The organism is Myxococcota bacterium (assembly GCA_041389495.1).
Taxonomy (GTDB): domain Bacteria; phylum Myxococcota_A; class UBA9160; order UBA9160; family UBA4427; genus JAWKRT01.
Genome location: JAWKRT010000002.1, coordinates 675,351 through 699,039 on the forward strand (window position 1 = coordinate 675,351; position 23,689 = coordinate 699,039).

Consider the following 23,689-nt stretch of genomic DNA (forward strand, 5'->3'; position numbering starts at 1 on the left):
GCGGCGTCGCTCGGCGCGCTGTTCGCGGTGCGGCTCCCCGAGGAGCGCGCGAGGACTTCGTGATATCGCGCGCGGCTGCGCCATCTCGCGCACCCGCCGCGCCGCAGCGTCGGCGCGCGGCGCGCGATCGCGCCGGCAGCCTGGCACGACGCTTGCGAATCGACGCCGCGCGGATGCGGAGCGGGCCCGGCGCGAGCGGCCGCGCCCCGACGCCGCGCACACCCGTCCGTTCCCGCCTTCCGATCGGAGAGCCACTCGATGCGTCCCCTCTGCCCGAAGCGCACCGGCGTCCTCGCGGTGCTCGCGCTCGCCCTCTCGACGTCCGCCGACGCCGCGGTCGTCGAGCTCGACCGCGCCGGCTTCCAGGCCGCGCTCGCCGGCCTCGACGTCGCGATCGACGATCTCGAGTCGTACGCGCCCGGCGCCGTCGCCTCGCCGTTCGCGCTCGCGAACGGCCTCACGTACACGGCCGACGACCCGGTGATCGCGAGCGCGCCCGACCAGCAGCTCTTCGCCGGCGCGTCGATCCTCGGGCTGCGCGTGTTCTCGGGCTTCCCGAGCGGGGCGACCGTGTTCGGCGTCGAGCTGTTCCTCCAGCCGACGGACGACTACGACGTCGTCGTGACGACGGTGGGCGGCGCGACGCTCGAGCTGCTGCAGCAGGACGGCGATCGCTTCGGCGGGACGGCCGGCTTCTTCGGCGTCCTCGTCACGGGCGGCGACGCGATCGCGAGCGTGTCGTTCCAGGCGACGACGACGAACGGGGGCGGCCCGGGCGGGGGCGGCGGCGGCGTCGGGAACTACTCGTTCGACGACGTCGCGATCGCGGGCGAGTCGCTCGCGCAATCGGGCGTCGGCTCGGGCGCGACGGTGTTCACCGCGGGGCTGCTCGACTTCGACGACCTCGGCCCGAGCACGCTCGGCGTGCTCGTGCCGAACGGCTACGGCGGCTTCACGTGGGGCGCGGGCTGGCACTTCCTGACGACGGCGGCGACGCCGGACGACACCTTCCTCGCGCTCGCGCCGACCGGTGTGCGCGTGACGAACGCGTCGATCGCGCGCGCCGACGGACAGGACTTCTACTTCGACGGCGCCGCGTTCTGGAGCCGGCGCGCCGCCGATGCACGCGGCGACTTCTACTTCGTGCTCTACCGCGACGGCGTTCCCGTCTACGACGGGCGCGACGATCCGGACCCGAGCGCGCGCAATCGCTTCACGGACGTCCCGACCGTCTTCACCGCCAACTACACGGGCCCGATCGATCTCATGACGCTCGCCTTCGACGGCGCGGGCGACGACTTCGACCACCTCGCGATGGACGACTTCGCCTTCCGCGCCGCACTGCCGCCGCCGAACGTGCCCTTGCCCGCGCCGGCGCTCGCCGTCCTCGCGGTGATGCTCGCGGGCGCCGGCCGACGCGAGCTGCGCGCGGCGCGGAGGCGGGGGCGCGTCGCGGCGGCTCAGTCGGGCTCGCGCGCGACGCCGAACGCCTGCATGTAGTCGCGCGCGCCGGCGCGGATCTCCTCGGGGTCGAGCCCGACGTCCTCGTAGCGATAGACGACGCGGCCGAGCTTGCCGCGCGGGTGCTCGCGCTGGTGGCGGCGGAGCGGCTCGAGCGCGGCGTCGCTCGCGTCGAGGCCCGCGAACTCGAGCACGCGCGCGGCCGCCGCGATCGGGTCGCGCATGTAGGCGTCGAAGTGCACGCGGTGGAGCTGCTCGGACGGGACGAGCGCCGCGTCGCGCACGGCGCAGCGCAGGCGGTGCTGGTTCATCTCGGCGACGCGGCGCCCGACCGCGACGGGGTCGACGCGGCGCGCCGAGAGCCGCCGGTTGTACGCGGTCATCGTCGCGAGCGAGAGCACGACGCGCGCGGGGTCGCGGAACGTCATGACGACGCGCGCGTCCGGGTACGCGCGCAGCAGCGGCCCGAGGTTCTCGAGGTGCATCGGGCTCTTCAGCACCCAGCGCCTGCCGCCGTCGCGCAGGTAGGAGACGACCTGCAGCACGCGGCGCGCGTAGGCGTAGGCGGGCGTGTGATCGCGCCGGCAGTACCACTCCGTGTAGCTCGGCGCGTGGAAGAGCGTCGCGAAGTTCGAGCACGCGAAGGCCATCAGCAGGAAGCCGATCTCTTCGTGCGGCGTCCACGCGTCGAGCTCGTGCATCGCCTGCTGGTGCGGCGTGAGCGCGGACGACTGGTCGAGCCCCGCCTGCGCGCGCGCGATGCGCGGGTCGGGCTCGCCCGGTACGGGCGCGTCGCCCGGCGCCGGCACGGGCTCGTTCGCCTCCCAGTACGGGAGGAAGCGCAGCTGCGCGTGCGCCGAGAGCAGGTTGTGCAGGTGGCTCGTGCCCGTGCGCGGCAGGCCGACGATGACGACCGGCCGCTCGAGCGGGCGCGCGAGCGCCTCGGGATGGCGCGCGACGACGTCCTCGACGAGCAGCCGGTTCGAGAGGAGACGCACGATCTGGCCGCGCGCCGACATGCGGCCGAGCAGGCTCAGCTCGGCCTCGCCCTCGAGCGCGGCGAGCAGCACGCCGAGACCCTCGCGGAAGTCGTCGGGCCCGAAGTCGTCGAGGCCCATGCACTCGCGGGCCTCGGCGAGCAGCCCCTCCTCGTCGAGCGGCACGCGGCGGCGCGCTTCGTCGGGCGAGACGTCGTTCATCGCGCGCACCGCGTCGGGGAGGCGCGGGGCCGCGAGGTCGTCGATGTGGATGTCGGGCGGGCGCGTCACGCGCGACCTGGCAGGCGCGCGGGGTTCGCGCGCAGGATCTCCCGCAGCCCGGGCTCGCCGATGCCGCGGAGCTCGCCTTCGGAGCGGCGCGCGCCGCAGTCCACCCGCTCGTCGGAGGGCGGATCGACGTCGACGATGCGGATGTGGTCGTGCACGGGCGCCTCCGTCGGGAGTGCGCACCCTACCTCAACGGGCGGCGCCGGCGCGGATGCGCGCGCGGCCCGCGGCGCGGCGCCGTCACGCGACGACCTGGACGAGCTCCGCGAGGTGGCCCTCCGGGTCCGTCGCGAACGCGACGCGCACCCGGAGCTCGGCGATCTCGCGCATCGGCACGGCGACCGCGCCGCCCGCCTTCTCGACGCGCTCGAGGAGCGCCGGGAGGTCGTCGGTCTGGAAGCCGAGGATGACCTCGCCGTTCGGCGAGGGCGCGCGGCCGAGGTACCGGAGCAGGACGAGCGACGTCCACTGCGCGGTCGGGTCGTGGCTCATCATGATCTCGTCGATCTCCTCGCCGCCGATGCTCTGCCCCTTCACGCGGTGCACGGCGTGGAGGCCGTACGCCTCCTGGTAGAAGGCCGACATCGCGTCGACGTCGTGGACGACGAGCTTCGTGAATCCGTGGGTCGTGCTAGGCGGCATGGCGGGCGACGGGCGCCTCCTCGGGGTAGTGGCTCGGCGGGACGTCGTAGGTCCGCGCGAGCAGGCCGATGAACGCGGGGTCGTGCAGCGGGTCCGACGGGACGTCGAAGGGGACGCCGCGCGCGCGCAGGTCGGCGACGAGCACGTCGAAGACGCGATCGGCGTCGAGGTCGTCGACGTGGTCGAGATGCATCTTCATGTCGTCGAGGTCGGCGTAGAGCTCGGCGTCCCAGTGCAGGAGGAAGCGCAGCTCGTCCGTCGCGTAGGTCGCGATCACGTCGTCGCCGGTGCGGATCTGCCAGCGATCGCGATCGGCGGGGTCGCCGCGGAACGTCGAGTCGAAGGCGAGGCCCTTCGGGTTGGCGCGCCGCTCGACCGGGCCGTTCGATTCGCCGCGGTGGTACATCGCCGTGTTGTGCGTGACGACGCCGCGGTTCCACAGCGGCGGGGCGAGCCGCTGCGGCGGCGCGAGCGGCCCGTCGGGCCAGTACGTGAAGCCGCCGCTCTCGAGGTCGCGCTGGAACCACACGATCACCTCGGCCATCTTGATCGCCCACGCCTGGAACAGACCCGACTTGCCCATCACGCTGAGCAGCCACGTCGGCGTGTTCGCGAGCACCATCCCGCGGAAGCGCGGGCTGTCGAGGTGGCCCGGGTCGTAGTTCCACGCCGGGCCGTTCACGTTGAAGAGGATCTTCATCGGCTGGCAGTAGCGCGCGTTCCAGAAGTCGCGCGCCCAGGCCATGAAGCGACGCTCGTAGAAGAGCGGCTCGGCCTCCGGGTGCAGACAGACGCCCGCGTTCGCGAAGAAGCCGCGGAACGTCGGCGTGAGGAAGGCGTCGAGCGATGCGTCGGGCGGGAGCGGCGCGCCACCCGACGACGTGGCGACGAGCTCCTCGAGCGACGCGAAGTGGTGCTTCACGATCAGGTCCCACGGCCCGTGCTCGCGAACGAGGTCGAGCGCGAGCGCGTGCTGCGCGGGCGAGAGCACGTCGTCGATGGCGCGCGGCGGGTGGACGGGGCGCAGCCGGCGTGCGATCGCTTCGCGGTCGGTCGGCGACTCCATGGGCTCCTCCGTTCCGTGTGCGACGGATGTGTGCGACGGGCGGCGTCGCGGCGTGTTAGCGTATCACATTCACTAATCCGGGGTCTGGCAGATTCGGGCCGGTCGCGCACGCCGCGGAGGCGCCTGCGCACCACCGATCCTCCCGGCAGCGGGGCAGGCTGGGCACGTCGTCCGATGCGCTTCCTGATCTACGGCATCACCGGCTACACGGGGCGGCTCGCGCTGCGGGCGGCGCTCGAGGCGGGCCACCGCCCCGTCGTCGGCGGGCGCAGCGCCGAGCGCGTCGGCGCCATCGCGCGCGCACACGATCTCGAGGCGCGCGTCTTCGACCTCGGCGACCACGGCGCCGCCGTCCGCGCGCTGCGCGACGTCGACGCGGTGTGCAGCGCCGCCGGCCCCTACTCGGCGACCGCCGACGCGATGGCCGCGGCGTGCCTCGCCGCGCGCACCCACTACACGGACGTGACGGCCGAGATCGCGGTGTTCGAGCGCCTGCAGGCGCTCGACGCGCGCGCGCGCGAGGCCGGCGTGATGCTGCTGCCCGGCATGGGCGCGGGCGGCGCGCCGACGGATTGCCTCGCGGCGCACCTGCGCGCGCGCCTTCCCGACGCGACGCATCTCGAGTTCTACGGCGGCAGCCTCGAGGTCGTCTCGCGCGGCACGGCGAAGTCGGCGATGGAGGCCGTGCACCTGCCGACGCCCGTGCGGCGCGACGGCGTGCTCGTCCCGCTCGCGCGGCCGCTGCGCGTCGCGACGGAGATCGACGGCGAGCCGCTCGAGTGCGTGACCGTGCCGCTCTGCGACGTCGTCGTCGCCGGATGGTCGTCGCGCATTCCGAACATCACGACGTACGTCGAGGAGACGGGCGCGGTGAAGCAGATGAGCGCCGTGCCCGGCTGGCTCAAGCGCGCGCTCGCGACGCGCGTCGGGCAGGCGGTCGTGAAGCGCGTGCTCGACCGCGGTGTCGAGGGACCGACGGACGCACAGCGCGCGGCGGGCGCGTACCGCAACTTCGCGATCGCGCGCAACGCGCGGGGCGACGCCGTCGCCGCGGTCGCGCGCGGGCCCGAGGGCTACACGCTGACCGCACTCTCCGCGATCGCCGCGACGGCGCGCGCGGCGAAGGGCGAGGCGACGCCCGGCTACCAGACCGCCTCGAGCGCCTACGGCGCGTCGTTCTTCACGGCGCTCCCGGGCTGCGCGATCGAGGACATCGACGTTCCCGACGTGCGACCGAGGTCGGCGTGAGCGCGCCCGCCGCGCCGATCTACGTGCTCGACGAGGTCGAGCTGCGGGCGGGCGTCGACGCGGACGTGTTCCTCTCCGCACTCGATGCGCGCTACCGACCGGGTGCCGAGCGGCGCGGCATGATGCTGCGGCACCGCTGGGTGACGCCGCCCGAGACGCCGCCCGGCGTCGGCGCGACGGTGCTGCTCGTGTGGTCGGTGCCCGGCATCGCGGGCTTCTGGACCATGCGCAGCCAGAACGCGGCGCCCGAGGTCGCCGACTGGTGGCGCGAGTGCGAGGCGCTCTGCGTCCGGCGGACGCGGCGCTTCGCCGTCGACGCGGACGCGCGCGCGGCGTTCGCCGCCGCGGGGCGGGAGCACGCGTGACGACGCGGGTGTGCGCGACGGTGACGCTCGCGGAGGGCGCGTCGCGCGCCGACGCCGACCGCGCGTGCGCGTCGCTCGGCGCGCTCGCCGGGCGCGTGCCGGAGCTCGAGCGCTCGCACGCGGGCGTGCACCTCGAAGGCTCGCTCGGCGCCGGCGACCTGACGTGGGACGTCGCCGTGCGCGACGGCGCGGCGCTCGATGCGTGGAGCGCGCGCATGCGCGGCGGGAGCCTCGCCGACTTCGTGCGCGGCGCCGTCGGCGAGGGCGCGAGCGAGGCCGCGAGCGAGGCCGCGCGCGCGATCGCGGACGTCGAGGCCTGGGTCGTCGAGCCGCTCGCGCGCCGCGTCGCGCGCCCGGGCGTCTCCGGCGTTTCGGGCGTCGCGGGCATCAAGCGCACGAACCTCGTGCGCGTGCTCCCCGATGCGCGCGAGAGCGACGTCGCGCGCTGGAGCCGCGAGGTGGTGGCGCTCGCGCATCACGTCCCCGCGATCCGCAGCTTCGGTCTCGCGCGCGTGCGCGCGTTCGGGCCGACGGAGCCGCGCGTCGTCTGGACGCACGCCTGGGAGCAGGAGTTCGAGTCGCTCGACGGCCTGCTTCGGGACTACATGGCGAGCGCCTATCACTGGGGGTGGCTCGACGGCTGGTACGACCCCGAGGTGCCGTTCCGCATCGTCGACGTCGACCTCGCCCATCTCTACTGCCCGCTCGCGGAGAGCGTGCTCGCGTGGGACGCGGCGGGCGTGCCGGAGGAGGTCGCTGCATGAGCGGAGGTCGAGTGCTCGAAGGGCGCGTCGCGCTCGTGACGGGCGCGAGCCGCGGCATCGGCCGCGCGATCGCGCGCCGGCTCGCGCGCGCGGGCGCGACCGTGTTCGTCTCCGCGCGCAGCGTCGACACCGCGGTCGCATTCGCGGGCACGCTCGCCGAGACCGTCGCGCAGGTCGAGCAGGCGGGCGGACGCGCCGTCGCGCTCGGCGCCGATCTCGAGGTCGCGCGCGAGCGCGACGCACTCGTCGGCCGCGTGCTCGACGCCGCCGGGCGCCTCGACATCCTCGTGAACAACGCCGGCCTCGCGCAGTACGCGCCCGTCGCGGAGATGAGCGACGCGTTCTTCGAGGCGACGCTCGACCACTACCTGCGCGTTCCGTTCGCGCTCGCTCGGGCGGCGATCCCGGCGATGCGCGCACAGGGCGGCGGATGGATCGTGAACGTCGGCTCGGTCACCGCGCTGCGGCCGTTCAAGCCCTACGACGACTGGGCGCGCCACGGCGGTGCGACGGTCTACGCCGCCATCAAGGCCGCGCTCTCGCGCTTCACGCAGGGGCTCGCCGCCGAGCTCGAGAGCGACGGCATCGCGGTGAACCTCGTCGCCCCGAGCACGGCCGTCTCGACGCCCGGCTCGGATCGCTATGTCCCGGCCGACTATCCGACCGAGCCCGTCGAGTACCTGGCGGAGGTCGCGTACGAGATGTGTCGGCTCCCGGCGGCCGAGCGCACGGGGCTCGTCGCGCACAGCCTGCACTGGGCGCGTGCGATGGGGCTCGCGTGCCGCGACCTCGACACCGGTGCGCCGCTCCCGACGCCCGAGATCCCCGCCTACGCACACCCCGAGATCCTCGCGCGAGGCGAGTGACGCCCTGCGCGATCGCCGCGAAGGAGAGAGCCGTGATCATCGACATCGACGCGCACTTCGAGCCGGGCAGCGACTGGCTCGAGAGCTACCCCGAGCTCGCGCGCCGGCTCCCTCCGCTGAACCCCGGCGCACTCGCCGTCGACGCGATCGTCGGCGACCTGCTCCGCGGCGTGCCGGAGGCGGAGCGGCCGCCGTTCGAGGAGCTCGTGCCGCCGGGCGCGGCCATCCTCTACGGGAAGGAGAAGGCGCAGGAGGCCGAGCGCCGCGCGGAGTTCGAGGGCCGGAACCAGTTCCAGGTCGCGAACGCCGCCGCGCGCGTGAAGTGGCTCGACGAGCAGGGCATCGCGCAGCAGCACGTCATCTGCCTCTCGGGCATCGCGTACAACCTGCAGGTGGCCGACGCGGCGCTGCGCCGCGACGTGATCCGCGCCTGCAACGACTGGCTCGCGACGACGTGCGAGGAAGGCGGCGGGCGGCTGCGGCCCGTGACCGCGCTCGAGTACACGGACCTCGACTTCGTCGTCGAGGAGCTCGGCCGCATGCGCGCGCGCGGGAGCCGCATCTTCCTCGTGCCGGCCTTCCCGGTGGACGGCGTGCCGCCGAGCCACCCGAGCTGGGACCGCGTCTGGGCGGCCGCGTGCGACCTCGCGATGGCGCCCATGCTGCACACGGGCTTCGAGCGCATGACGTTCGATCCGGGCTGGGCGAACCAGGGCGGCGACGTCACGCTGCTGCGCATGCTCTCGGGCGCGCACCGCCACGTCGCGCCGACGACGCTGATCAACGCGCTCGTCTACTCGGGCGTCTTCGAGCGCTTCCCGAAGCTCACGCTCCTGCTCGCCGAGGTGGGGACGGGCTGGCTTCCGTTCCTGTATCGCGAGATGGACGACCGGGTGTCGACGGTCGCCGAGCTCTTCGTCGGGAAGTGGCGCCAGCCGCTCAAGCCGAGCGAGTACCTCGCGCGCAACGTGAAGGCGACGCCGCTCTCGGCCGGCAACGACTCGCCGCTGCTCGACATCCTGCGTGCGCTCCCGGACGGGATGCTCGTGTTCTCGTCGGACTTCCCGCACTTCGAAGGGTTCACGGACCCGGTCGGTCACTACGCGAAGCTGCTCGCGCCGCTCTCCGAGGCGCAGCGCCAGCGCTTCCTCGGCGGCGCGATCGACGACGTGTTCCGCAACATGGGCGATGCGCTCGTCTGAGCGCGCTGGAGGAGAACGCGGCATGTCCGACGTCCGGCTCGAGATCACCGACGACCGCATCGCGATCGTGACGATCACCCGTCCGCAGCGGCGCAACGCGCTCAGTGCGAACGCGCTCGCCGCGCTCCACCGCGCGTTCGACGCGATCGCGGCGCGCGCGGACGTGCGCGCCGCCGTCGTCACCGGCGAGGGCGTGGGCTTCTGCGCGGGCGCCGACATGAAGGCGACGCCCGACGACTGGGACGACACGGCCGGATCGCCGATGGGCGACCTGCTCGGCCAGCTCGAACGCCCCGTCACGCAGAGCTTCGCGATGCAGGAGATGATGGCCGGGCTCTACGAGAAGATCCATCGCCTCCGCCAGCCCGTGATCGCGGCCGTCAACGGCGCCGCGCACGGCGGCGGCTTCGCGCTCGCGCTCGCGTGCGACGTGCGCTTCGCGTCGCGCGGGGCGAGCTTCGGCGCCGTCTTCATCAAGCGCGGCGTCTCGGCCTGCGACATGGGCACGAGCTACTTCCTGCCGCGTCTCGTCGGCGCCTCGCGCGCGGCCGAGCTGATGCTGACGGGCCGGGTCTTCGACGCCGAGGAGGCGCTGCGCATGGGGCTCGTGCTGGACGTCGTCGACGACGGCGCCGTCGTCGAGCGCGCGCTGCGCACGGCGCGCGAGATCGCGACGAACTCGCCGCTCGCGGTGTGGATGACCAAGGAGACGATGTGGCAGACGATCGACGCGCCGAGCCTGCGCCACGCGCTCGATCTCGAGAACCGCACGCAGATCATGTGCACGGCGACCGGCGACACGAACGCCGCGTTCGCGGCGTTCCGCGAAGGGCGCGAGCCGGAGTGGGGGCCGCTCTGAGCGGTCGCGCCGCGCGCTCGCGGCGAAGAGGGGGAAGGGAATGTTCGATCTCACGGGGCGACGCGCGCTGGTGACGGGCGCGGGACAGGGCGTCGGCGAGGGCATCGCGCACGCGCTCGCGGCGGCGGGCGCCGCGGTCGCGGTCAACGACCTGCACGCGGGCCGCGCGCGCGCCGTGGCGGAGCGCATCGTCGCGGCGGGTGGCGAGGCGACTCCCGCGCCGTTCGACGTCGGCGACTACGCGGCGGTCGAGGCGGGCATCGCGGCCGCGGAGTCCGCGCTCGGGCCGCTCGACATCCTCGTCAACAACGCGGGCATCCCGGAATCGATGGGTCTCCAGCCCTTTCGCACGAGCGATCCCGCGTCGTGGCGGCCCTACATCGACGTGAACCTCTACGGCGTGATGAACTGCTCGCGCGCGGTGATCGACGGCATGTGCGAGCGGAGGTTCGGGCGCATCGTGACGATCTCGTCGGGCGCGGGCACGGTGGGGCTCGCGATCGGCGTCTCGCCCTACGCGGCGGGCAAGGGCGGCGGCATCAGCTTCATGCGCCATCTCGCGCTCGAGCACGCGGGGGCCGGCGTCACGGCCAACACCATCGCGATCGGTCTGATCGACAACCAGTCCGACCCGGCGGCGACCGCGCCGCTCGCGAAGGGGATTCCGGTGGGGCGGCTCGGGAGGCCCGACGACATCGCCGCGCTCTGCCTCTACCTGGCCTCGGACGAGGCGTCGTGGATGACGGGGCAGACGATCGAGCTCAACGGCGGCAGCGTCACGACGTAGGATCGCGCGGGCGGGCGCGCCGCGCGCCCGCCGCGAGGAGGTTCGTCATGCGGATCGAGTACGCGGGCAGCGTCCACGACGAGGAGGAGATCGAGGCCGTCGTGTCCGTGCTGCGCGGCGGCGCGACGGCGCTGCGCATCGGGAAGAACGTGCGCCAGATGGAGGAGCTCGTCGCGGCGTCGTTCGCGAAGCGCCACGGCGTGATGTGCAACTCGGGCTCGTCGGCGCTCTACCTCGCGATCGAGCTGCTGGGCCTCGCCGAGGGCGACGAGATCGTGACGTCGCCGCTCACGTTCTCGACCGACATCGCGCCGATGGTGCGCAGCCGCCTCGTTCCCGTCTTCGTCGACGTCACGCCGGACACGTTCCAGATCGACGTCGAGCGGATCGAGCGGAGCCTCTCGCCGCGCACGAAGGCCATCCTCGCGCCGAACCTGACGGGCAACTGCCCGGACTGGGACGGCATCCGCGCGATCGCCGACCGCCACGGCCTGCGCGTGATCGAGGATTCGTGCGACTGCCTCGGCGCGACGCAGCACGGCACGCCGACGGGCGCGCGCTCCGACATCAGCGTCACGAGCTTCGCGCTGTCGCACATCATCACGGCGGCGGGAACCGGCGGCATGGTGTGCCTCGACGACGAGGCGCTCGTCGACCGCTGCTTGACGCTGCGTCGCTGGGGCCGCCGCAGCGAGGCGCAGCTCTTCGGGAGCCGCAAGGGCGCGGGCGACCGGTTCTTCAGCCAGGTCGACGGCATCGAGTACGACAACCTGTTCATCTTCGACGAGGTGGGCTGGAACTTCGAGCCGTCCGAGCTCTCGGCGGCGTTCGGCGTCGTGCAGATGCGGAAGCTCCCCGCGAACCTCGCCCGGCGCAAGCGCAACTTCGACGTGCTGTGCGAGCGCCTCGCGAAGCACCCCGACTGCTTCGTGCTGCCGCGCACGACGCCCGGCATCGACACGGGCTGGCACATGTTCGCGACGCTCGTGCGCCCCGAGTCGGGCCTGCGTCGCGGCGACTTCCAGCAGTACATGGAGAAGAACGGCGTCGACACGCGCATGGTGTGGACGGGCAACGTCGCGCGCCAGCCCGCGTTCGCGAAGGTGCCGATGCGCGTCGCCGAGGGCGGGCTCCCGAACGCCGACCGCGTGATGGAGCACGGCGTCATCCTGCCGATGAACCACGCGCTCGACGACGCGCACATGCACCACATCGGCGACCTCGTCGACGCCTACGTGGAGGCGCACGCGCGGTGAGCGCGCGCGCGTGCGAGGGGCGCGTCGCGCTCGTGACGGGCGCGAGCCAGGGCGGCACGGGCACGGCCATCGCCGTGCGTCTCGCGGCCGAGGGGGCGAAGGTCGCGATCACGGCGCGCAGCCGCGAAGGGCTCGAGGAGACGGCGGCGCAGATCGCGAACGCGGGCGGCGAGGCGCTCGTCCTCCCCGCCGACCTCGCCGACCCGGGCGGCGAGCGCACGCGGCTCGTCGCGCGCACGGAAGCCGAGCTCGGGCCCGTCGACATCCTCGTGAACAGCGCGGCCGCCGGCGGCTACAAGCCCGTCGAGGCGTGGTCGCTCGACGATCTCGCGTTCCTGATGCAGGTGAACGTGTGGGCGCCGTGGGAGCTGATGAAGGCGGTGCTTCCCGGCATGCGCGAGCGACGGCGCGGCTCGATCGTGAACCTGACGAGCTTCGCGGCCGAGCTCCCGCCCGGGCCGCCGTTCCCCGACACGCCGCCCGCGAAGGCGGGCTCGGCGTACGGCATGTCGAAGGCCGCGCTCAACCGCATGACGGTCGCCGCCGCGAGCGAGACGGAGGGGCAGGGCATCGCGGTCAACGCGCTGACGCCGCAGGCCGCGATCGCAACGCGCGCGCTCGTCGCGAGCGGCTGGGTCGCCGAGCACTGGCTCGAGCCGCTCGAGACGATGGCCGAGGCCGCGCTCGCGCTCTGCACGGGCGACGCGGCGACGCTCACCGGTCGCATCGCCTACAGCCTGCAGCTCCTGCTCGAGCTGCGCCGTCCCGTGCGCGACCTCGAGGGGCGCGCGCTCGTGGAGGGCTGGCAGCCCGACGACCTGCCGGCCGTGCTCGCGCGCCAGCTCGCCGCGCACGCGGAATCCGGCCTGCGCGACGCCTACGACTTCGCGCGGCCGAGCAGCCCTTCGACGGGCGTCGCGTCCGCGCGGCGCGCCGCCTCCGACTAGCATCGACATCCACATCGGGAGACAGCATCTTGGATCGACAGGCCTACCGTCAGCTGTTCGACTTCACCGGTCGCGTCGCGATCGTGACCGGAGGCACGCGCGGCATCGGCCGCGCGATCGCCGAGGGCTTCGTCGCGGCCGGCGCGAAGGTCGTCGTCGCGAGCCGCAAGCCCGAGGCGTGCGCGGAGACGCAGCGCCACCTCGAGGCGATGGGCGGCGAGGCGCTGGGCGTCGCGACGCACATGGGCGAGCTCGATGCGACGGCGGCGCTCGTGCGCGCGACGGTCGAGCGCTTCGGGCGCATCGACGTGGTCGTGAACAACGCCGCGACCGCGCTCTCGCAGCCGCTCGGCCAGCTCACGCCCGACGCCTGGGACAAGGTGTTCACGGTCGACCTGCGCGGGCCGGTCTTCCTGGTGCAGGAGGCGCTCCCGTGGCTCGAGAAGAGCCCGAGCGCCTCCGTCGTCAACGTGATCTCGGCCGGCGCGTTCCTGTTCTCGACCTTCAACTCGATGTACGCGGCGTCGAAGGCGGCGCTGATGTCGTTCACGCGCTCGATGGGCGCCGACTTCGCGCTGCGCGGCATCCGCGTCAACGCGCTCGCGCCGGGCACGGTCGACACCGACATGGTGCGCAACAACACGCCCGAGGCGCAGGAGGCGATGGCGAACGCGTGCTTCATGCGGCGCGCCGCGCACCCCGACGAGATGGTCGGGCCCGCGCTGTTCCTCGCGTCCGATGCCGCGAGCTACGTGACGGGGCAGGTGCTGATCGCCGACGGCGGGCTCACGCCGCACTGAGCGCGCGGCGCGCGACGCCGCGGGTCAGCCGCGACGCGCGCGCGACCGCGGCGCCTTCGACGCCACGGCCGCCGCGACCTGCTCGACGACGAAGCCGAACAGCGCATCGCCGTCGAGGCGCGCGAAGGCCGGCGCGAGCGGCGCGAAGAGCGCCTGCGCCTCCGCGCCGAGCTTGCGCTGGCTCGCGCGCGCCTTCGCGATCTGCTTCGGGATCGGCATCATCGCCTCCTGCATCGCGAGCCCGACCGTCATCTCGAGGATCCAGAGGTAGCTGGCCGCGAGGTCGCGGTCGGCGAGCCCGGCGCGCGCGAGGATGGCGACGAGGGCGGACGAGGCCTCGAGCCACGCGGGCGACGTGCGCTCGCTGCGATCGATCAGCGCGAGCACGGCCGGGTACTGGAGGAGGTGCGAGCGGAGGCCGCGCATCCAGGTGGCGAGCTGCTCCTGCCACGGCGCGCGGTCGTCGAGCGGCGCGTCGTTCGTCTCGAGCACGCGCGTGAGCACGCCGTCGAGCAGGTCGTCGAGGCTCCCGAAGTGGCGGTAGAGCGCGGCGGGGACCGCGTCGACCTCCTTCGCGATGCGCGCGATCGTGAGCGGCTCGTCCGAGCGCCGCTCGAGCATCGAGAGCACGGCGTCGACGATGCCGTCGCGCGAGAGCCGCGGCGGTCGGCCGCGTCGGCGCGCGCCGGGCTTGCCGCGCGCGGGCTTCGCGGCGCCTGCCGCGGGTCGCCCGCGCGCTCCTCCGCCCCTGCTGCCGCCGGTGGCCACCGCGCCTCCACTCCGCCGCGCACCGCGGCTGCCGCGCCGTTCGGTGCGCGGCGTGCGCGACGCATTCTCCGGCGACGCGACGCCCGATGCAACGCCGCGCGAGCGCCTCAGCGCGGCACCATGCCTCCGTCCGCGAACACGACGTGCCCGGTCATGAAGCTCCCGGCGTCCGACGCGAGCAGCAGCGCGGGCCCGACCATCTCGTCCGGGCTCGCCATGCGCGGCATGAGCTGGAGCGCGGTCATCTCGGCCATCTGCTCGGGCGTGTTCGCGCGCACCATGTCGGTGTCGACCGTCCCGGGCGAGAGCGCGTTGACACGGATGCCGTGCGGTGCGAGCTCGGCCGCCATCGACCGCGTCGATGCCATGAGCCCGGCCTTGCCGATGCCGTAGAGCGAGACGCGCGCCGAGAACAGGAAGGCCGCGCCCGTCAGCACGTTGACGACCGCGGCGTGCGGGCTCGCCTTCAAGTGCGGGAGCGCCGCCTGCACGAGGAAGACCGGGCCGCGGAGGTTCACGTCGAGCGACTTCGCCCACGCCTCGGGCGTGTACTCGCCGACGGGCTGCGCGAGCGCGTTCGCCGCGTTGTTGACGACGACGTCGACCCCGCCGAACGCGTCGACCGTGCGGGCGACGAGCGCTTCGAGCGAGCCGAGGTCGCCCATGTGCGTGGGCACGCCGATCGCCTCGCCGCCCATCGCGCGCAGGTGCGCGGCCGTCTCCTCGCAGGCCTCGGCCTTGCGGCTCGCGACCGCGACCCGCGCGCCCGCGGCGACGAAGCCCTCGGCGAGCGCGCGGCCGATCCCGCGCGTCCCGCCCGTCACGATCACCACGCGCCCGGTCATGTCGAAGAGCTTCGCCAGCTTCGCTCGGTCCACCCTCGTGCTCCATATTGTGAATACGGTTTACTATAGAGGCCGGGTGCGGCGCCGGCAACGCGCCGCGCGGCGGCGCGCCGGGCGCGCATCGGCCCCGACCGGAGCCAGTTCGCCTAGGCGATCCGACGAGGAGCACGCATGACATCGAAGCTCGGCCAGTACTGCATCAACGTGAGCGATCTCGAGGCATCCGCGCGCTTCTACCAGGAGGCGCTCGGGCTCGAGCTGCTCGTGCGCACCGACGTGTCGCCGACCGTCCAGGAGGTGATCGTCGGCGCGAAGGGCGAGGGCGCGCAGCTCCAGCTCGCACAGCACCTCGATCGCGAGGGGCCGATCGAGCACGGCAACGCCTTCTGGAAGCTCTACGTCGAGACCGACGACTGTGCGGGCCTCTACGCGCGCGCGCTCGCGGCGGGCGCGACGGCCGAGATGGAGCCGCGCGCGCTCGACAAGTGGCCGGTGACGATCGCGTTCGTGAAGGATCCCGACGGCTACCTGATCGAGCTCGTCGAGCACACCCGCTGAGACGACGCGTCGAGCACGGCCAGGGCCTCCGTCTCGCACAGGAGGTCGGGCCGGCAGATCGGCGCTTCGACGAGCGCGTGCGGAAAGCCGGTGAAGCCCGCCGCGCGCAGCCGCGCCCGGAGGTCGGATGCGTCCGCGGGCCGCTTCACGTAGGTCACCGCCGACACGACGTCGCCGAACCCGGCACCCTGGCCCTCGAGCAGCGCGCGCAGGTTCACGAGCATGCGCTCGGCCTGTGCGCCGAAGTCGCCCGGATGCGCGGTGCGGCCGCGCTCGTCGACGCTCGCCGTTCCCGAGACGTGGAGCGCGACGTGGTTCGCCCGCGCGACGCGCATGCCGCGCGCGAAGTCCGCGCCGTACTGCGGCGCCTCGTTGAGCGTCGGCGCGCTCATCGGCGCGCGCGCGATCGGGGAGGTCGAGCGCACCGCGTACACGGCGAGACACAGGTCGTGCCCGGCGGCGGCCGGGCCGCCGCCGATGCCGGTGCTCGCGGGCGGCGGGTCGACCCGACGCGACGTGAAGAACGCGCGCCGCGCGCGGTTGAGGCTGGCGTAGTCGCGCTCGATGTCGCGCAGCCAGATCCACGTGCGCACGACGTCCGCGAACTCCATGCCGGCCCGCGCGAGCAGCCGCTCGGCGACCTCGAACATCGCGAGCGCCTGCGTGTACGCGTCGCCGCCGCCGCCGTACAGCGCGCCGGTGCGCAGCTGCGATTCGCCTCCCACGCGCACGAGCACGCCGCCCGCGCGCGCGCACTCCGCGCAGCCGCAGGCGGGCGGCGCGGCGACGGCGACGGCGTCCGCGGGAAGCGGCACCGCGCGCGGAAGCACGGCGTGGAGCGCGACCTCGAGCGCGGCGTGCGGGTCGAGCGGGGGCTGCCCGATCTCGACCATCGCGCGCCGCGCGTGCGCAGCGCCGCGCTCGTCGAGCACGCGATCGCGCGCGCCGCGCACGGCGTCGAGGTCGGCCCGCGCGTTCCGGAGGAAGACCGTCTCGTCGACGACCGACGCGAGCGCGGCGCCCGCGTCCGCGAGCACGTCGCCGACCGCGCGGTACAGGGCCTCGGCCTGCGCGCCCGCCGTCGAGAGCCGCGCGGGCGGAGCGGCGTGGAGGAAGATCTCGCGCGCGTCGGGGCCTTCGACGCTGCGCGCGACGACGCGACAGCCGTGCGCGACGTCCGCGACGGCGCCCGAGCCAGGCGACACTTCCGACCCTCCCGGCGGCTGGACCCGTCGCGGGCCCGCGACCGGACGCGGTCGGCGTCGGCGCGGCTCGGCCGGGCGCTCTCGCCTAACAGCCGTCCGTGGGCAGCTGCCCGTCGGGCTCCGTCGAGAAGAACGTGAAGGCCCGCGGGAGGTTCGCCCGGAAGCAGTTCCCGGTGCCGGGCTCCGGGCCGAACGGCGGCGGCGTCTGCACGTAGAGGATGTCGACGCCCGGGAGCGGCAGCGGCGGCGGATTGGCGCCGTTGTCGAACAGGTGGTTCAGGACGACGACGTTGTCGTTCGCGGACGGATCGGCGATCGGCGGGTCGTTGATGCAGTTGCGACTCGGGTCGCCGAGCGAGGTGGCCGTACACCATCCGAGCACGCCGATGCCGACGAAGTCGTTCCCGTCGATGCGGTTGAACGCGATCGTGTGGCCCGAGACGCCGAGCATCAGCACGCCGACGCCCGGCGGCACGCCGGCCTGGAAGCTTCCCACCGGCGCGGGGTTCGGGAGGTTGTTGTCGTGGATGTGGTTGGCCGTGATCACCCAGTCTTCCATGACCGGCTTCGGCGGGTTCCCCGCCGCGTTCGGGTGGAAGAGGCCGACGCCGACGGTGTTGTCGTGGATGTCGTTGAGCGACGCGCGGACGTTGTTCGAGACCGTGATCTCGAGGCCGATCGGGCTCCCGGACACATCGTTCCCGATCACGCGCACGTTCTCCGAGCCCGCGACCCACATCGCCGTGTCGAGCGAGCCGTACGACACGTTGCTCGCGACGAGGCCGTTCGCGGAGAGCGTCGGGTAGATGCCGTTGTTGAGGTTGCGCACGGATTCGTTCTGGAAGAACTGGAAGCCGTCCACCCAGCGCGTCTGGATCCCGTTCTGCGGGAAGTCCTCGACCGTGAAGCCGCGCACGTAGAAGCCCTCGAGCTGGTCCGGGCAGCTCGTGCCGCGGTAGTGGCAGCCCGCCGGCGCCGCGAAGATCCCCGTCTCCTGCGTTCCGGTGTGGATCAGGCGCACCTTGCCGGCGTCGCCGAGGTGGCGCTTCACGCGGCCGATCAGGCGGATGTCGTCGGTCGTGACGTGGAGCCCGTAGAGCGCGTTCTGCGTCTCGCGGTACTCGCCCGGCTCGACGAGGATCGTGTCGCCCGGCGACGCGGCGTCGATCGCGGCCTGGATCGACTGGCCCGGGAACACGCGGCGCACGGCGGCGTCGGCGGAAGTGGCGCTCGCGAAGAGCGCCGCAGCGGACAGCGCGGTGGCGAGCAGGGCGAACGAGGGGCGCGGGTGCGTCGTCATCGTGTCTCCGGGCTCCGTCGACGAGGTGGACGAGCGGTTCGGCGGGATCTCCGCAGGAGTCGCGAGCGGCGACTTCCCCGCATGCCCTTCTACGAGGAGTCCGCTCCGCTGTCAACCAACGAGCGGGCGACCCGCACCGACGCGCGCGCGACGCGATCTCGACGCAGCGCGGCATTTGACTTCGGGTCGGCGCGTCTCGGAGAATCGCGGGCCTCGGGAAGCGACGGCCTGCGCCTGCGCGCGGGACGTCCCGGTGAGGAGCGGGCCCTCGAAGCGATGCGGCGCGAGCGTGCGATCCGACCCGGCCGCGGTGCCCGCGTGCGCGCGGCGCTCCGCCTGACGGTCGCGGCCGCGCTCGGAGCCGCCGGCCTCGCCGCGTGCCGCGCGGAGCCGGCGCCGCTCGCCTTCCCGAACGAGACGACGGGCCGCCTCTCCATCCAGTATCCGCAGGACGAGACGCTCTTCCCGCCCGACCTCGCCGCGCCGACCTTCCTGTGGAGCGACGAGACCTCGGGCGTCGAGCGCTGGGAGGTGATGCTGCGGCTCGCGCCGGGCGGCCCCGAGGGCGGGGAGGGCGACGGCGCCGACGCGCTGCAGCGCTTCCCGGCGGCGCAACCGCGCTGGCAGCCGACCCCGGAAGACTGGGCCGCGATCCAGCGGCGCACGCGCGAGCGCGACGCCGACCTGGCGATCGTCGGCGTCGATGCGCGCGCGCGCGCCGTGTCGTCGGCGCGCATCCGCATCCGCACGTCCGCCGACCCCGTCGGCGACTCCATCTTCTATCGCGAGGTTCCGCTCCCGTTCATCGACGCCGTGCAGGACCCGTCGCGCATCCGCTGGCGCTTCGGCGCGATCGACTCCGAGGAGCGCCCGCCGGTCGTGCTCGAGAACCTCCCCGTGTGCGGCAACTGCCACTCGTTCTCGGCCGACGGGAGCACGCTCGGGCTCGACGTCGACTACGGCAACGACAAGGGCGGCTACGCGATCCTGCCCGTCGCGCGCGAGATGGTGCTCGACGACGAGCGCATCATCACGTGGAGCGACTACCGGCGCGGCGACGGCGAGGCGACGTTCGGGCTGCTGTCGCAGGTCTCGCCCGACGGCCGCTACGTGATCAGCACGGTGAAGGACCGGGCGGTCTTCGTCGCGACGCCCGAGATCGAGTTCTCGCAGCTCTTCTTCCCGATCAAGGGGATCCTCGTCGTCTACGACAGGGTGACGGGCACCTACGCGCCGCTGCCCGGCGCCGACGACCCCGACTACGTGCAGAGCAACCCGACCTGGAGCCCCGACGGGCAGTCGGTCGTGTTCGCCCGCGCGAAGGCCTACCGCAAGGAGTCGATCGCCAACGCGCAGGCGATCCTGCTCGACGAGAAGGACGTGCCCGAGTTCGTCGACGGCACGGAGCCCTTCAAGTTCGACCTCTACCGCGTTCCCTTCGACGAAGGGCGCGGCGGGAAGGCGCTGCCGATCGCGGGCGCGTCGCACGACGGGAAGAGCAACTACTTCGCGAAGTTCTCGCCCGACGGGAAGTGGATCGTCTTCTGCAAGGCCGAGAACTACATGCTGCTCATGCCGGACAGCGAGCTCTTCATCGTGCCGGCCGAGGGCGGCGAGGCGCGGCGGCTGCGCGCGAACACGCCGCGCATGAACTCGTGGCACAGCTTCTCCTCGAACGGGCGCTGGCTCGTGTTCTCGTCGAAGGCGAACACGCCCTACACGCAGCTCTTCCTCACGCACATCGACGAGCAGGGGCGCTCGACGCCGCCCGTCGTGCTCGACCGCTTCACCGGGAGCGACCGCGCCGCCAACATCCCCGAGTTCGTGCCGCTCCCCGCCGACGCGATCGCGAAGATCACGGAGCGCTTCCTCGACGCGTACTCGTTCCTGCGCGCGGGCATGGCCAACGAGCGCACCGGCAACTACCCGATGGCGGTCGAGGCCTACCGCCGCGGGCTCGCCGTCGCCCCCGACAACGTCGAGCTGCTCAACTCGCTCGGGTTCTCGCTCTTCCAGCAGGGCCGCAGCCAGGACGCGATCGAGGCGTTCGAGAAGGCGCTCGCGATCGATCCGAAGCACGCCAAGGCGCACAACAACATGGCGCTCGCCGCGATCGACGCCGGCGAGCTCGAGCTCGCCGAAGCGCACTACCGCGAGTCGCTCGCGGTCGAGCCGCAGCCCGCCGTCTACAACGACCTCGGCTTCGTGCTCGAGCGTCTCGGCATGCAGGACGAGGCGGTCGCGAGCTACCGCGAAGCGCTCGCGCTCGACCCCGGCTCGGCCGCCGCGCACTACAACCTCGCCGCATGGCTCGTGCGCGAGGGAGACTACGCCGAGGCCGAGCGCCACTTCCGCGCGGCGCTCGCCGCGAAGCCGAGCGCGCCCGCGCACGCGGGGCTCGCGCTCGCGCTCGCGCGCCAGGGGCGCGCGGACGAGGCGAACGCGAGCCTCGGCGAAGCGATCGCGCTCGACCCGGCGAAGGCGGAGGCCTTCCGGAGGCTCGCGGAGGTCGAGCTCGATCCGGGCGGCGCCGCGTCCGCAGCGCCGCCCGGACGAGAGATCCTCTCCCCGCGGCCCGTCGCGGAGCCCGCTCGAACCGCTCGTTAGTCGCCGCTCTGCTTGAGCGCCTTGAACACCGGAAGCGATGCGAGGTAGGTGCCGTTCGTCGGATCGACGACGAACGCGGCGCAGATGATCTTGGTCGACGTCGAGAGGATGCGAGCCGCTCCCGTGCCGGCGATCACCGGCGGCGTCGCGATCGCCGTCGTCGAGAGGCCCGTGATCGCGCGAGTCGAGATTCCGTCGGTGTCGCCGGGTCCCGACAGGAACTCGTCGCCGTCGCCCGCCGCGACGTCGTTCGCCGAGGAGCCGTTGTCGAAGAACTCGACTGCGAAGTGGATGTCCTTCCCGCCCGTCTTCTCCAGCGACGTGCACGACACGTAGGTCGCCTGCGTCGCGCTGTCGACGACGCCGGCGATCGAGAACACGACCTTGGCCCGGTCGGTGCCGCTGATCAGCGGCGGCTTGTCACCGATCAGGTTCTGCGCGCTCGCCGTCCCCGCGACCATCCAGCACGCGACCCCTGCGATCACTGCAAGTCTCGACATCGTGAGAGCCCTCCCTTCCATCGACGATCGGTTCCCGCGCGCCACCGCGGCGCGCGACGGAATCCTCTCGACACACCGAGGAGCGTCGGGTCGCCTAGCCAGGCGCTCCCTCCGCATGCTGCGGCAGCGCGTCCGCGATCTCGAACCACTCGGCCCTGCTCGCCGTGAAGATGTGCTCGCGCGGGCGGATGCCCGGGTCGGCGTCGAGCGAGCCCATCGGCGTGATGCAGAGGTCGCGGCCCGGGTCGACGCGCGGCACCTTGCCGCCGCAGCGGTCGCAGAAGGCCTGCGTGAAGAAGCGCGCGTCGGGGATCTTGTACGTGGCGACGCGGTCGGCGCCGCGCTCCCAACGGATCTCGCTCGCGCGGTTCAGCATGTTGGTCGCGTGCGCGGCCCCGCGCGCCTTGCGGCAGCGCCCGCAGTGGCAGTGGCGTGCGAAGAAGGGCTCCGCGAGCAGCGCGAACGCGACCGCGCCGCAGCCGCAGCTCCCGGGGAGGCCCGGGCCCGCGTGCGCGCGCGGCAGGTCGGGGTGCACGGCGGCGTCGATGCCGGGCGGGAATGCGTCGAAGCGCGGGAGCGCGTCGGCGATCTCGTCCCACGGCGCCTTCGACGCGACGAACATGTGGATCGAGGGACGCAGCGACGTCGCGTCGTCGAAGCTGCCGGCGGGCAGCATCGCGAACGGCGTGCCCGGAGCCGGTGCGAGCGGAACGACCGACCCGCACCGCTGGCAGAAGCGCCGCGCCATGCCCGGCGACGACGACCACGCGCCGACGGCGTCGTCGCCGTCGATGCGGAAGCCCGCGGCCGGCGCGAGCGCGTAGGTCGCGAAGCCCGTGCCGTGGTGCTTGCGGCAACGTCCGCAGTGGCAGTGCGCGAGCGAGACGGGATCGGCGTCGGTGCTCCACCGAACGGCACCGCACAGACAGGAAGAGTGCACGGCCAGGCCCTCCGAGGCGCGCGCCGGAACGTAGGCGGGTGCGCGGCGCGCGGCGAGGGGCGCGCGCGATCTTCGGGCTCAGAGCTCGCGGTCGCGGGGGACGCGACAGTCGACGAGCCGCGCGGGCTCGCCGCGCCGGCCCGCGACGATCGCGTTCTGCCCGAACCGCCGGCCGAGGTCGACACCGCGTTCGTCGTCGACTCCGAGCGCGAGGAAGCTCGCCTCGGGCTTCCAGCTCGCGTCGGCGCCGCGGCCGAAGCCCGCGAAGCGCGCCGCGGCGAAGCGGTCGAGCTCGGCCGCGAGCTCGGCGTTGCGCCGCGCGTTGTCGTCGTCGGCGAGTGGCTCGGAGTGCGGATTCCAGGCCGTCACGTAGACCCACTCCGCGACGCCGTGCGCGTCGAGCAGCGCGTCGAGTCGCGCGCAGCACTCGCCGACGCGGATCGCGATGGGCGCACTCGCGTCGTCGACGACGGCCTCGAAGCGCGTCGCTCGATAGGCCCGCCAGAGCGCGTCGTCGTCGGGTGCCCGGGCGTCGCCGTCCCGTCGCGCCGCCGTCACGCCGCGCTCTCGAGGAGGCGCACGCTCGCCCCGGCCCACGGCGCGAAGTCGACCGTGCGCGCGCCGTGCGCGCCGTCGCCGTCGCTTCGCCGCGCGACCGCGAGGCCGGCCGCGGTCGCGCTCGCGACGCTCTGCGCGAGGTCCGCGCAGCGGAACGCGATGGCGCGGAGGCCGGGCGTCCAGGCGTCGGCGCGCGCATCGGCGTCGCGCGCGGGCGCGACGAGCCGCAGGCCGAGGCGTCGGTGCAGGCGCGCGCGCACGCCGCGCTCGGCGTCGACGCACTCGGCGTCGAACGCGTCTCCGAGGATGGGCTCGAGCGCGCGCGCGGCCGCGTCGAGCGCGATGCCCGGGGCGAGCGCGAACTCGACGTACTCGACGGCGGCGTCCGTGAGCGCCACGTACTCGCCCGGCAGCTGGTGCTCGACGAGCTCGAACGCGAGGCCCGAGACGGGCTCGGGCCAGAGCTGCGCCTGCACGACGTTCTTGCCGAGCCCGATGTCCTCACTGCCGACGCGGCTTCGCACGGCGAGCCCGTGCGCGACGGCCTGCGCGATGCCGCGGTCGACGTCGGCGACGCGGTACGACGGCGAGAGGATGCCGAGCGTCGGGAGCGCGCTGCCGCCGAACGCCGGCCGCGCGGCGTCGATCGGCTGGATGAAGTCGCCGCCGCACGTGTGCCACGCGCCGTAGGCGTTCACCGCGGGGCCGCCGTAGTCGTCGACGAAGTGCCCGCTCTGCCGCGGGCCGTCGAGGAGCGGCCCGTAGATGCGCTTCGCGCGCGCGAGATCGGGCACGGTGAAGTGGACGTGGTCGAGACACTGGAGCTCCATGGCGCACCTCGCGGCGCGATCGTTCCACGCGCGGCGCCCGCCGTGCAACC

The 23,689-nt window shown here is 73.7% G+C and carries 25 protein-coding genes; 13 read left to right on the top strand and 12 right to left on the bottom strand.

Translation table 11 applies throughout. The annotated features are described in order from the left end of the window. Nucleotides 1-258: 258 nt before the first annotated feature. A complete protein-coding gene (locus tag R3E88_13715) occupies nt 259-1,500 on the top strand; it encodes a hypothetical protein (protein MEZ4217535.1) in 1,242 nt (413 codons plus the stop codon). On the opposite strand, the gene R3E88_13720 is transcribed toward R3E88_13715, so the two are convergent. The 4 genes from R3E88_13720 to R3E88_13735 form a co-directional block, all read right to left on the bottom strand. Next, complete coding sequence (locus tag R3E88_13720; GenBank protein MEZ4217536.1) at nt 1,461-2,729, bottom strand: sulfotransferase; 1,269 nt, start codon at nt 2,727-2,729, stop codon at nt 1,461-1,463. The genes R3E88_13715 and R3E88_13720 overlap by 40 nt on opposite strands. After that, nucleotides 2,726-2,884, bottom strand: a complete 159-nt coding sequence (locus tag R3E88_13725; protein MEZ4217537.1) for a hypothetical protein — start codon at nt 2,882-2,884, stop codon at nt 2,726-2,728. The genes R3E88_13720 and R3E88_13725 overlap by 4 nt, the downstream gene beginning before the upstream one ends. Nucleotides 2,885-2,966: 82 nt before the next feature. Then, the gene (locus R3E88_13730) at nt 2,967-3,368 is read right to left on the bottom strand and encodes a VOC family protein (GenBank protein MEZ4217538.1); all 402 of its coding nucleotides are present in this window, start codon (nt 3,366-3,368) and stop codon (nt 2,967-2,969) included. Beyond that, nucleotides 3,358-4,434 (bottom strand): hypothetical protein, encoded by a 1,077-nt coding sequence (locus R3E88_13735; protein ID MEZ4217539.1) that lies wholly within the window; start codon nt 4,432-4,434, stop codon nt 3,358-3,360. Before R3E88_13735 ends, R3E88_13730 begins: the two co-directional genes overlap by 11 nt. Before the next feature lie 174 nt (nt 4,435-4,608). On the opposite strand from R3E88_13735, the gene R3E88_13740 reads away from it, so the two are divergent. The 10 genes from R3E88_13740 to R3E88_13785 are packed head-to-tail and all read left to right on the top strand — an operon-like array spanning nt 4,609 to nt 13,528. Then, complete coding sequence (locus tag R3E88_13740; GenBank protein MEZ4217540.1) at nt 4,609-5,682, top strand: saccharopine dehydrogenase NADP-binding domain-containing protein; 1,074 nt, start codon at nt 4,609-4,611, stop codon at nt 5,680-5,682. Then, on the top strand, nt 5,679-6,047 hold the full coding sequence (locus tag R3E88_13745; protein ID MEZ4217541.1) for a hypothetical protein: 369 nt from the start codon (nt 5,679-5,681) through the stop codon (nt 6,045-6,047). Before R3E88_13740 ends, R3E88_13745 begins: the two co-directional genes overlap by 4 nt. Further along, the gene (locus R3E88_13750; GenBank protein MEZ4217542.1) at nt 6,044-6,811 is read left to right on the top strand and encodes a hypothetical protein; all 768 of its coding nucleotides are present in this window, start codon (nt 6,044-6,046) and stop codon (nt 6,809-6,811) included. The genes R3E88_13745 and R3E88_13750 overlap by 4 nt, the downstream gene beginning before the upstream one ends. Beyond that, the gene (locus R3E88_13755) at nt 6,808-7,677 is read left to right on the top strand and encodes an SDR family NAD(P)-dependent oxidoreductase (GenBank protein MEZ4217543.1); all 870 of its coding nucleotides are present in this window, start codon (nt 6,808-6,810) and stop codon (nt 7,675-7,677) included. Before R3E88_13750 ends, R3E88_13755 begins: the two co-directional genes overlap by 4 nt. 32 nt (nt 7,678-7,709) lie before the next feature. Further along, nucleotides 7,710-8,879: an amidohydrolase family protein gene (locus tag R3E88_13760; protein MEZ4217544.1), complete on the top strand. Its 1,170-nt coding sequence runs from the start codon at nt 7,710-7,712 to the stop codon at nt 8,877-8,879. Nucleotides 8,880-8,901: 22 nt separating this feature from the next. Next, nucleotides 8,902-9,738 (top strand): enoyl-CoA hydratase/isomerase family protein, encoded by an 837-nt coding sequence (locus tag R3E88_13765; protein MEZ4217545.1) that lies wholly within the window; start codon nt 8,902-8,904, stop codon nt 9,736-9,738. A gap of 40 nt (nt 9,739-9,778) precedes the next feature. Next, entirely contained in the window at nt 9,779-10,525 is a 747-nt protein-coding gene (locus R3E88_13770; GenBank protein MEZ4217546.1) for an SDR family NAD(P)-dependent oxidoreductase, read from the top strand. 47 nt (nt 10,526-10,572) lie between these two features. After that, nucleotides 10,573-11,781 (top strand): DegT/DnrJ/EryC1/StrS family aminotransferase, encoded by a 1,209-nt coding sequence (locus tag R3E88_13775; protein ID MEZ4217547.1) that lies wholly within the window; start codon nt 10,573-10,575, stop codon nt 11,779-11,781. Next, a complete protein-coding gene (locus R3E88_13780) occupies nt 11,778-12,728 on the top strand; it encodes an SDR family oxidoreductase (protein ID MEZ4217548.1) in 951 nt (316 codons plus the stop codon). Before R3E88_13775 ends, R3E88_13780 begins: the two co-directional genes overlap by 4 nt. A gap of 29 nt (nt 12,729-12,757) precedes the next feature. Next, complete coding sequence (locus R3E88_13785; protein MEZ4217549.1) at nt 12,758-13,528, top strand: SDR family oxidoreductase; 771 nt, start codon at nt 12,758-12,760, stop codon at nt 13,526-13,528. 24 nt (nt 13,529-13,552) lie between these two features. On the opposite strand, the gene R3E88_13790 is transcribed toward R3E88_13785, so the two are convergent. Both R3E88_13790 and R3E88_13795 read right to left on the bottom strand, forming a co-directional pair. Continuing rightward, on the bottom strand, nt 13,553-14,296 hold the full coding sequence (locus R3E88_13790) for a TetR/AcrR family transcriptional regulator (GenBank protein ID MEZ4217550.1): 744 nt from the start codon (nt 14,294-14,296) through the stop codon (nt 13,553-13,555). 107 nt (nt 14,297-14,403) lie between these two features. Next, nucleotides 14,404-15,174 carry an SDR family oxidoreductase gene (locus tag R3E88_13795; GenBank protein MEZ4217551.1) on the bottom strand — a complete coding sequence of 257 codons (771 nt, stop codon included), beginning with the start codon at nt 15,172-15,174 and terminating at the stop codon, nt 14,404-14,406. A 138-nt stretch (nt 15,175-15,312) separates the two neighbouring features. Here R3E88_13795 and R3E88_13800 point away from each other — a divergent pair, with 138 nt between their 5' ends. Beyond that, nucleotides 15,313-15,699, top strand: a complete 387-nt coding sequence (locus tag R3E88_13800) for a VOC family protein (GenBank protein MEZ4217552.1) — start codon at nt 15,313-15,315, stop codon at nt 15,697-15,699. Here the strand turns inward: R3E88_13800 and R3E88_13805 are convergent. Both R3E88_13805 and R3E88_13810 read right to left on the bottom strand, forming a co-directional pair. Beyond that, nucleotides 15,666-16,904 (bottom strand): Rid family hydrolase, encoded by a 1,239-nt coding sequence (locus R3E88_13805; protein ID MEZ4217553.1) that lies wholly within the window; start codon nt 16,902-16,904, stop codon nt 15,666-15,668. The two genes, R3E88_13800 and R3E88_13805, sit on opposite strands and share 34 nt — an antisense overlap. Before the next feature lie 85 nt (nt 16,905-16,989). Next, nucleotides 16,990-18,204, bottom strand: a complete 1,215-nt coding sequence (locus tag R3E88_13810) for a right-handed parallel beta-helix repeat-containing protein (protein ID MEZ4217554.1) — start codon at nt 18,202-18,204, stop codon at nt 16,990-16,992. A 318-nt stretch (nt 18,205-18,522) separates the two neighbouring features. On the opposite strand from R3E88_13810, the gene R3E88_13815 reads away from it, so the two are divergent. Next, the gene (locus R3E88_13815) at nt 18,523-20,811 is read left to right on the top strand and encodes a tetratricopeptide repeat protein (protein ID MEZ4217555.1); all 2,289 of its coding nucleotides are present in this window, start codon (nt 18,523-18,525) and stop codon (nt 20,809-20,811) included. Here the strand turns inward: R3E88_13815 and R3E88_13820 are convergent. The 4 genes from R3E88_13820 to R3E88_13835 all read right to left on the bottom strand — a co-directional run bounded on the left by R3E88_13820 (nt 20,808) and on the right by R3E88_13835 (nt 23,639). Beyond that, nucleotides 20,808-21,311 (bottom strand): hypothetical protein, encoded by a 504-nt coding sequence (locus R3E88_13820; GenBank protein MEZ4217556.1) that lies wholly within the window; start codon nt 21,309-21,311, stop codon nt 20,808-20,810. The genes R3E88_13815 and R3E88_13820 overlap by 4 nt on opposite strands. Nucleotides 21,312-21,405: 94 nt before the next feature. Further along, nucleotides 21,406-22,251 (bottom strand): GFA family protein, encoded by an 846-nt coding sequence (locus R3E88_13825; protein MEZ4217557.1) that lies wholly within the window; start codon nt 22,249-22,251, stop codon nt 21,406-21,408. A gap of 78 nt (nt 22,252-22,329) precedes the next feature. Continuing rightward, nucleotides 22,330-22,809: a DUF3293 domain-containing protein gene (locus R3E88_13830; GenBank protein ID MEZ4217558.1), complete on the bottom strand. Its 480-nt coding sequence runs from the start codon at nt 22,807-22,809 to the stop codon at nt 22,330-22,332. Further along, a complete protein-coding gene (locus tag R3E88_13835; protein ID MEZ4217559.1) occupies nt 22,806-23,639 on the bottom strand; it encodes a hypothetical protein in 834 nt (277 codons plus the stop codon). Before R3E88_13835 ends, R3E88_13830 begins: the two co-directional genes overlap by 4 nt. Nucleotides 23,640-23,689 lie beyond the last annotated feature (50 nt).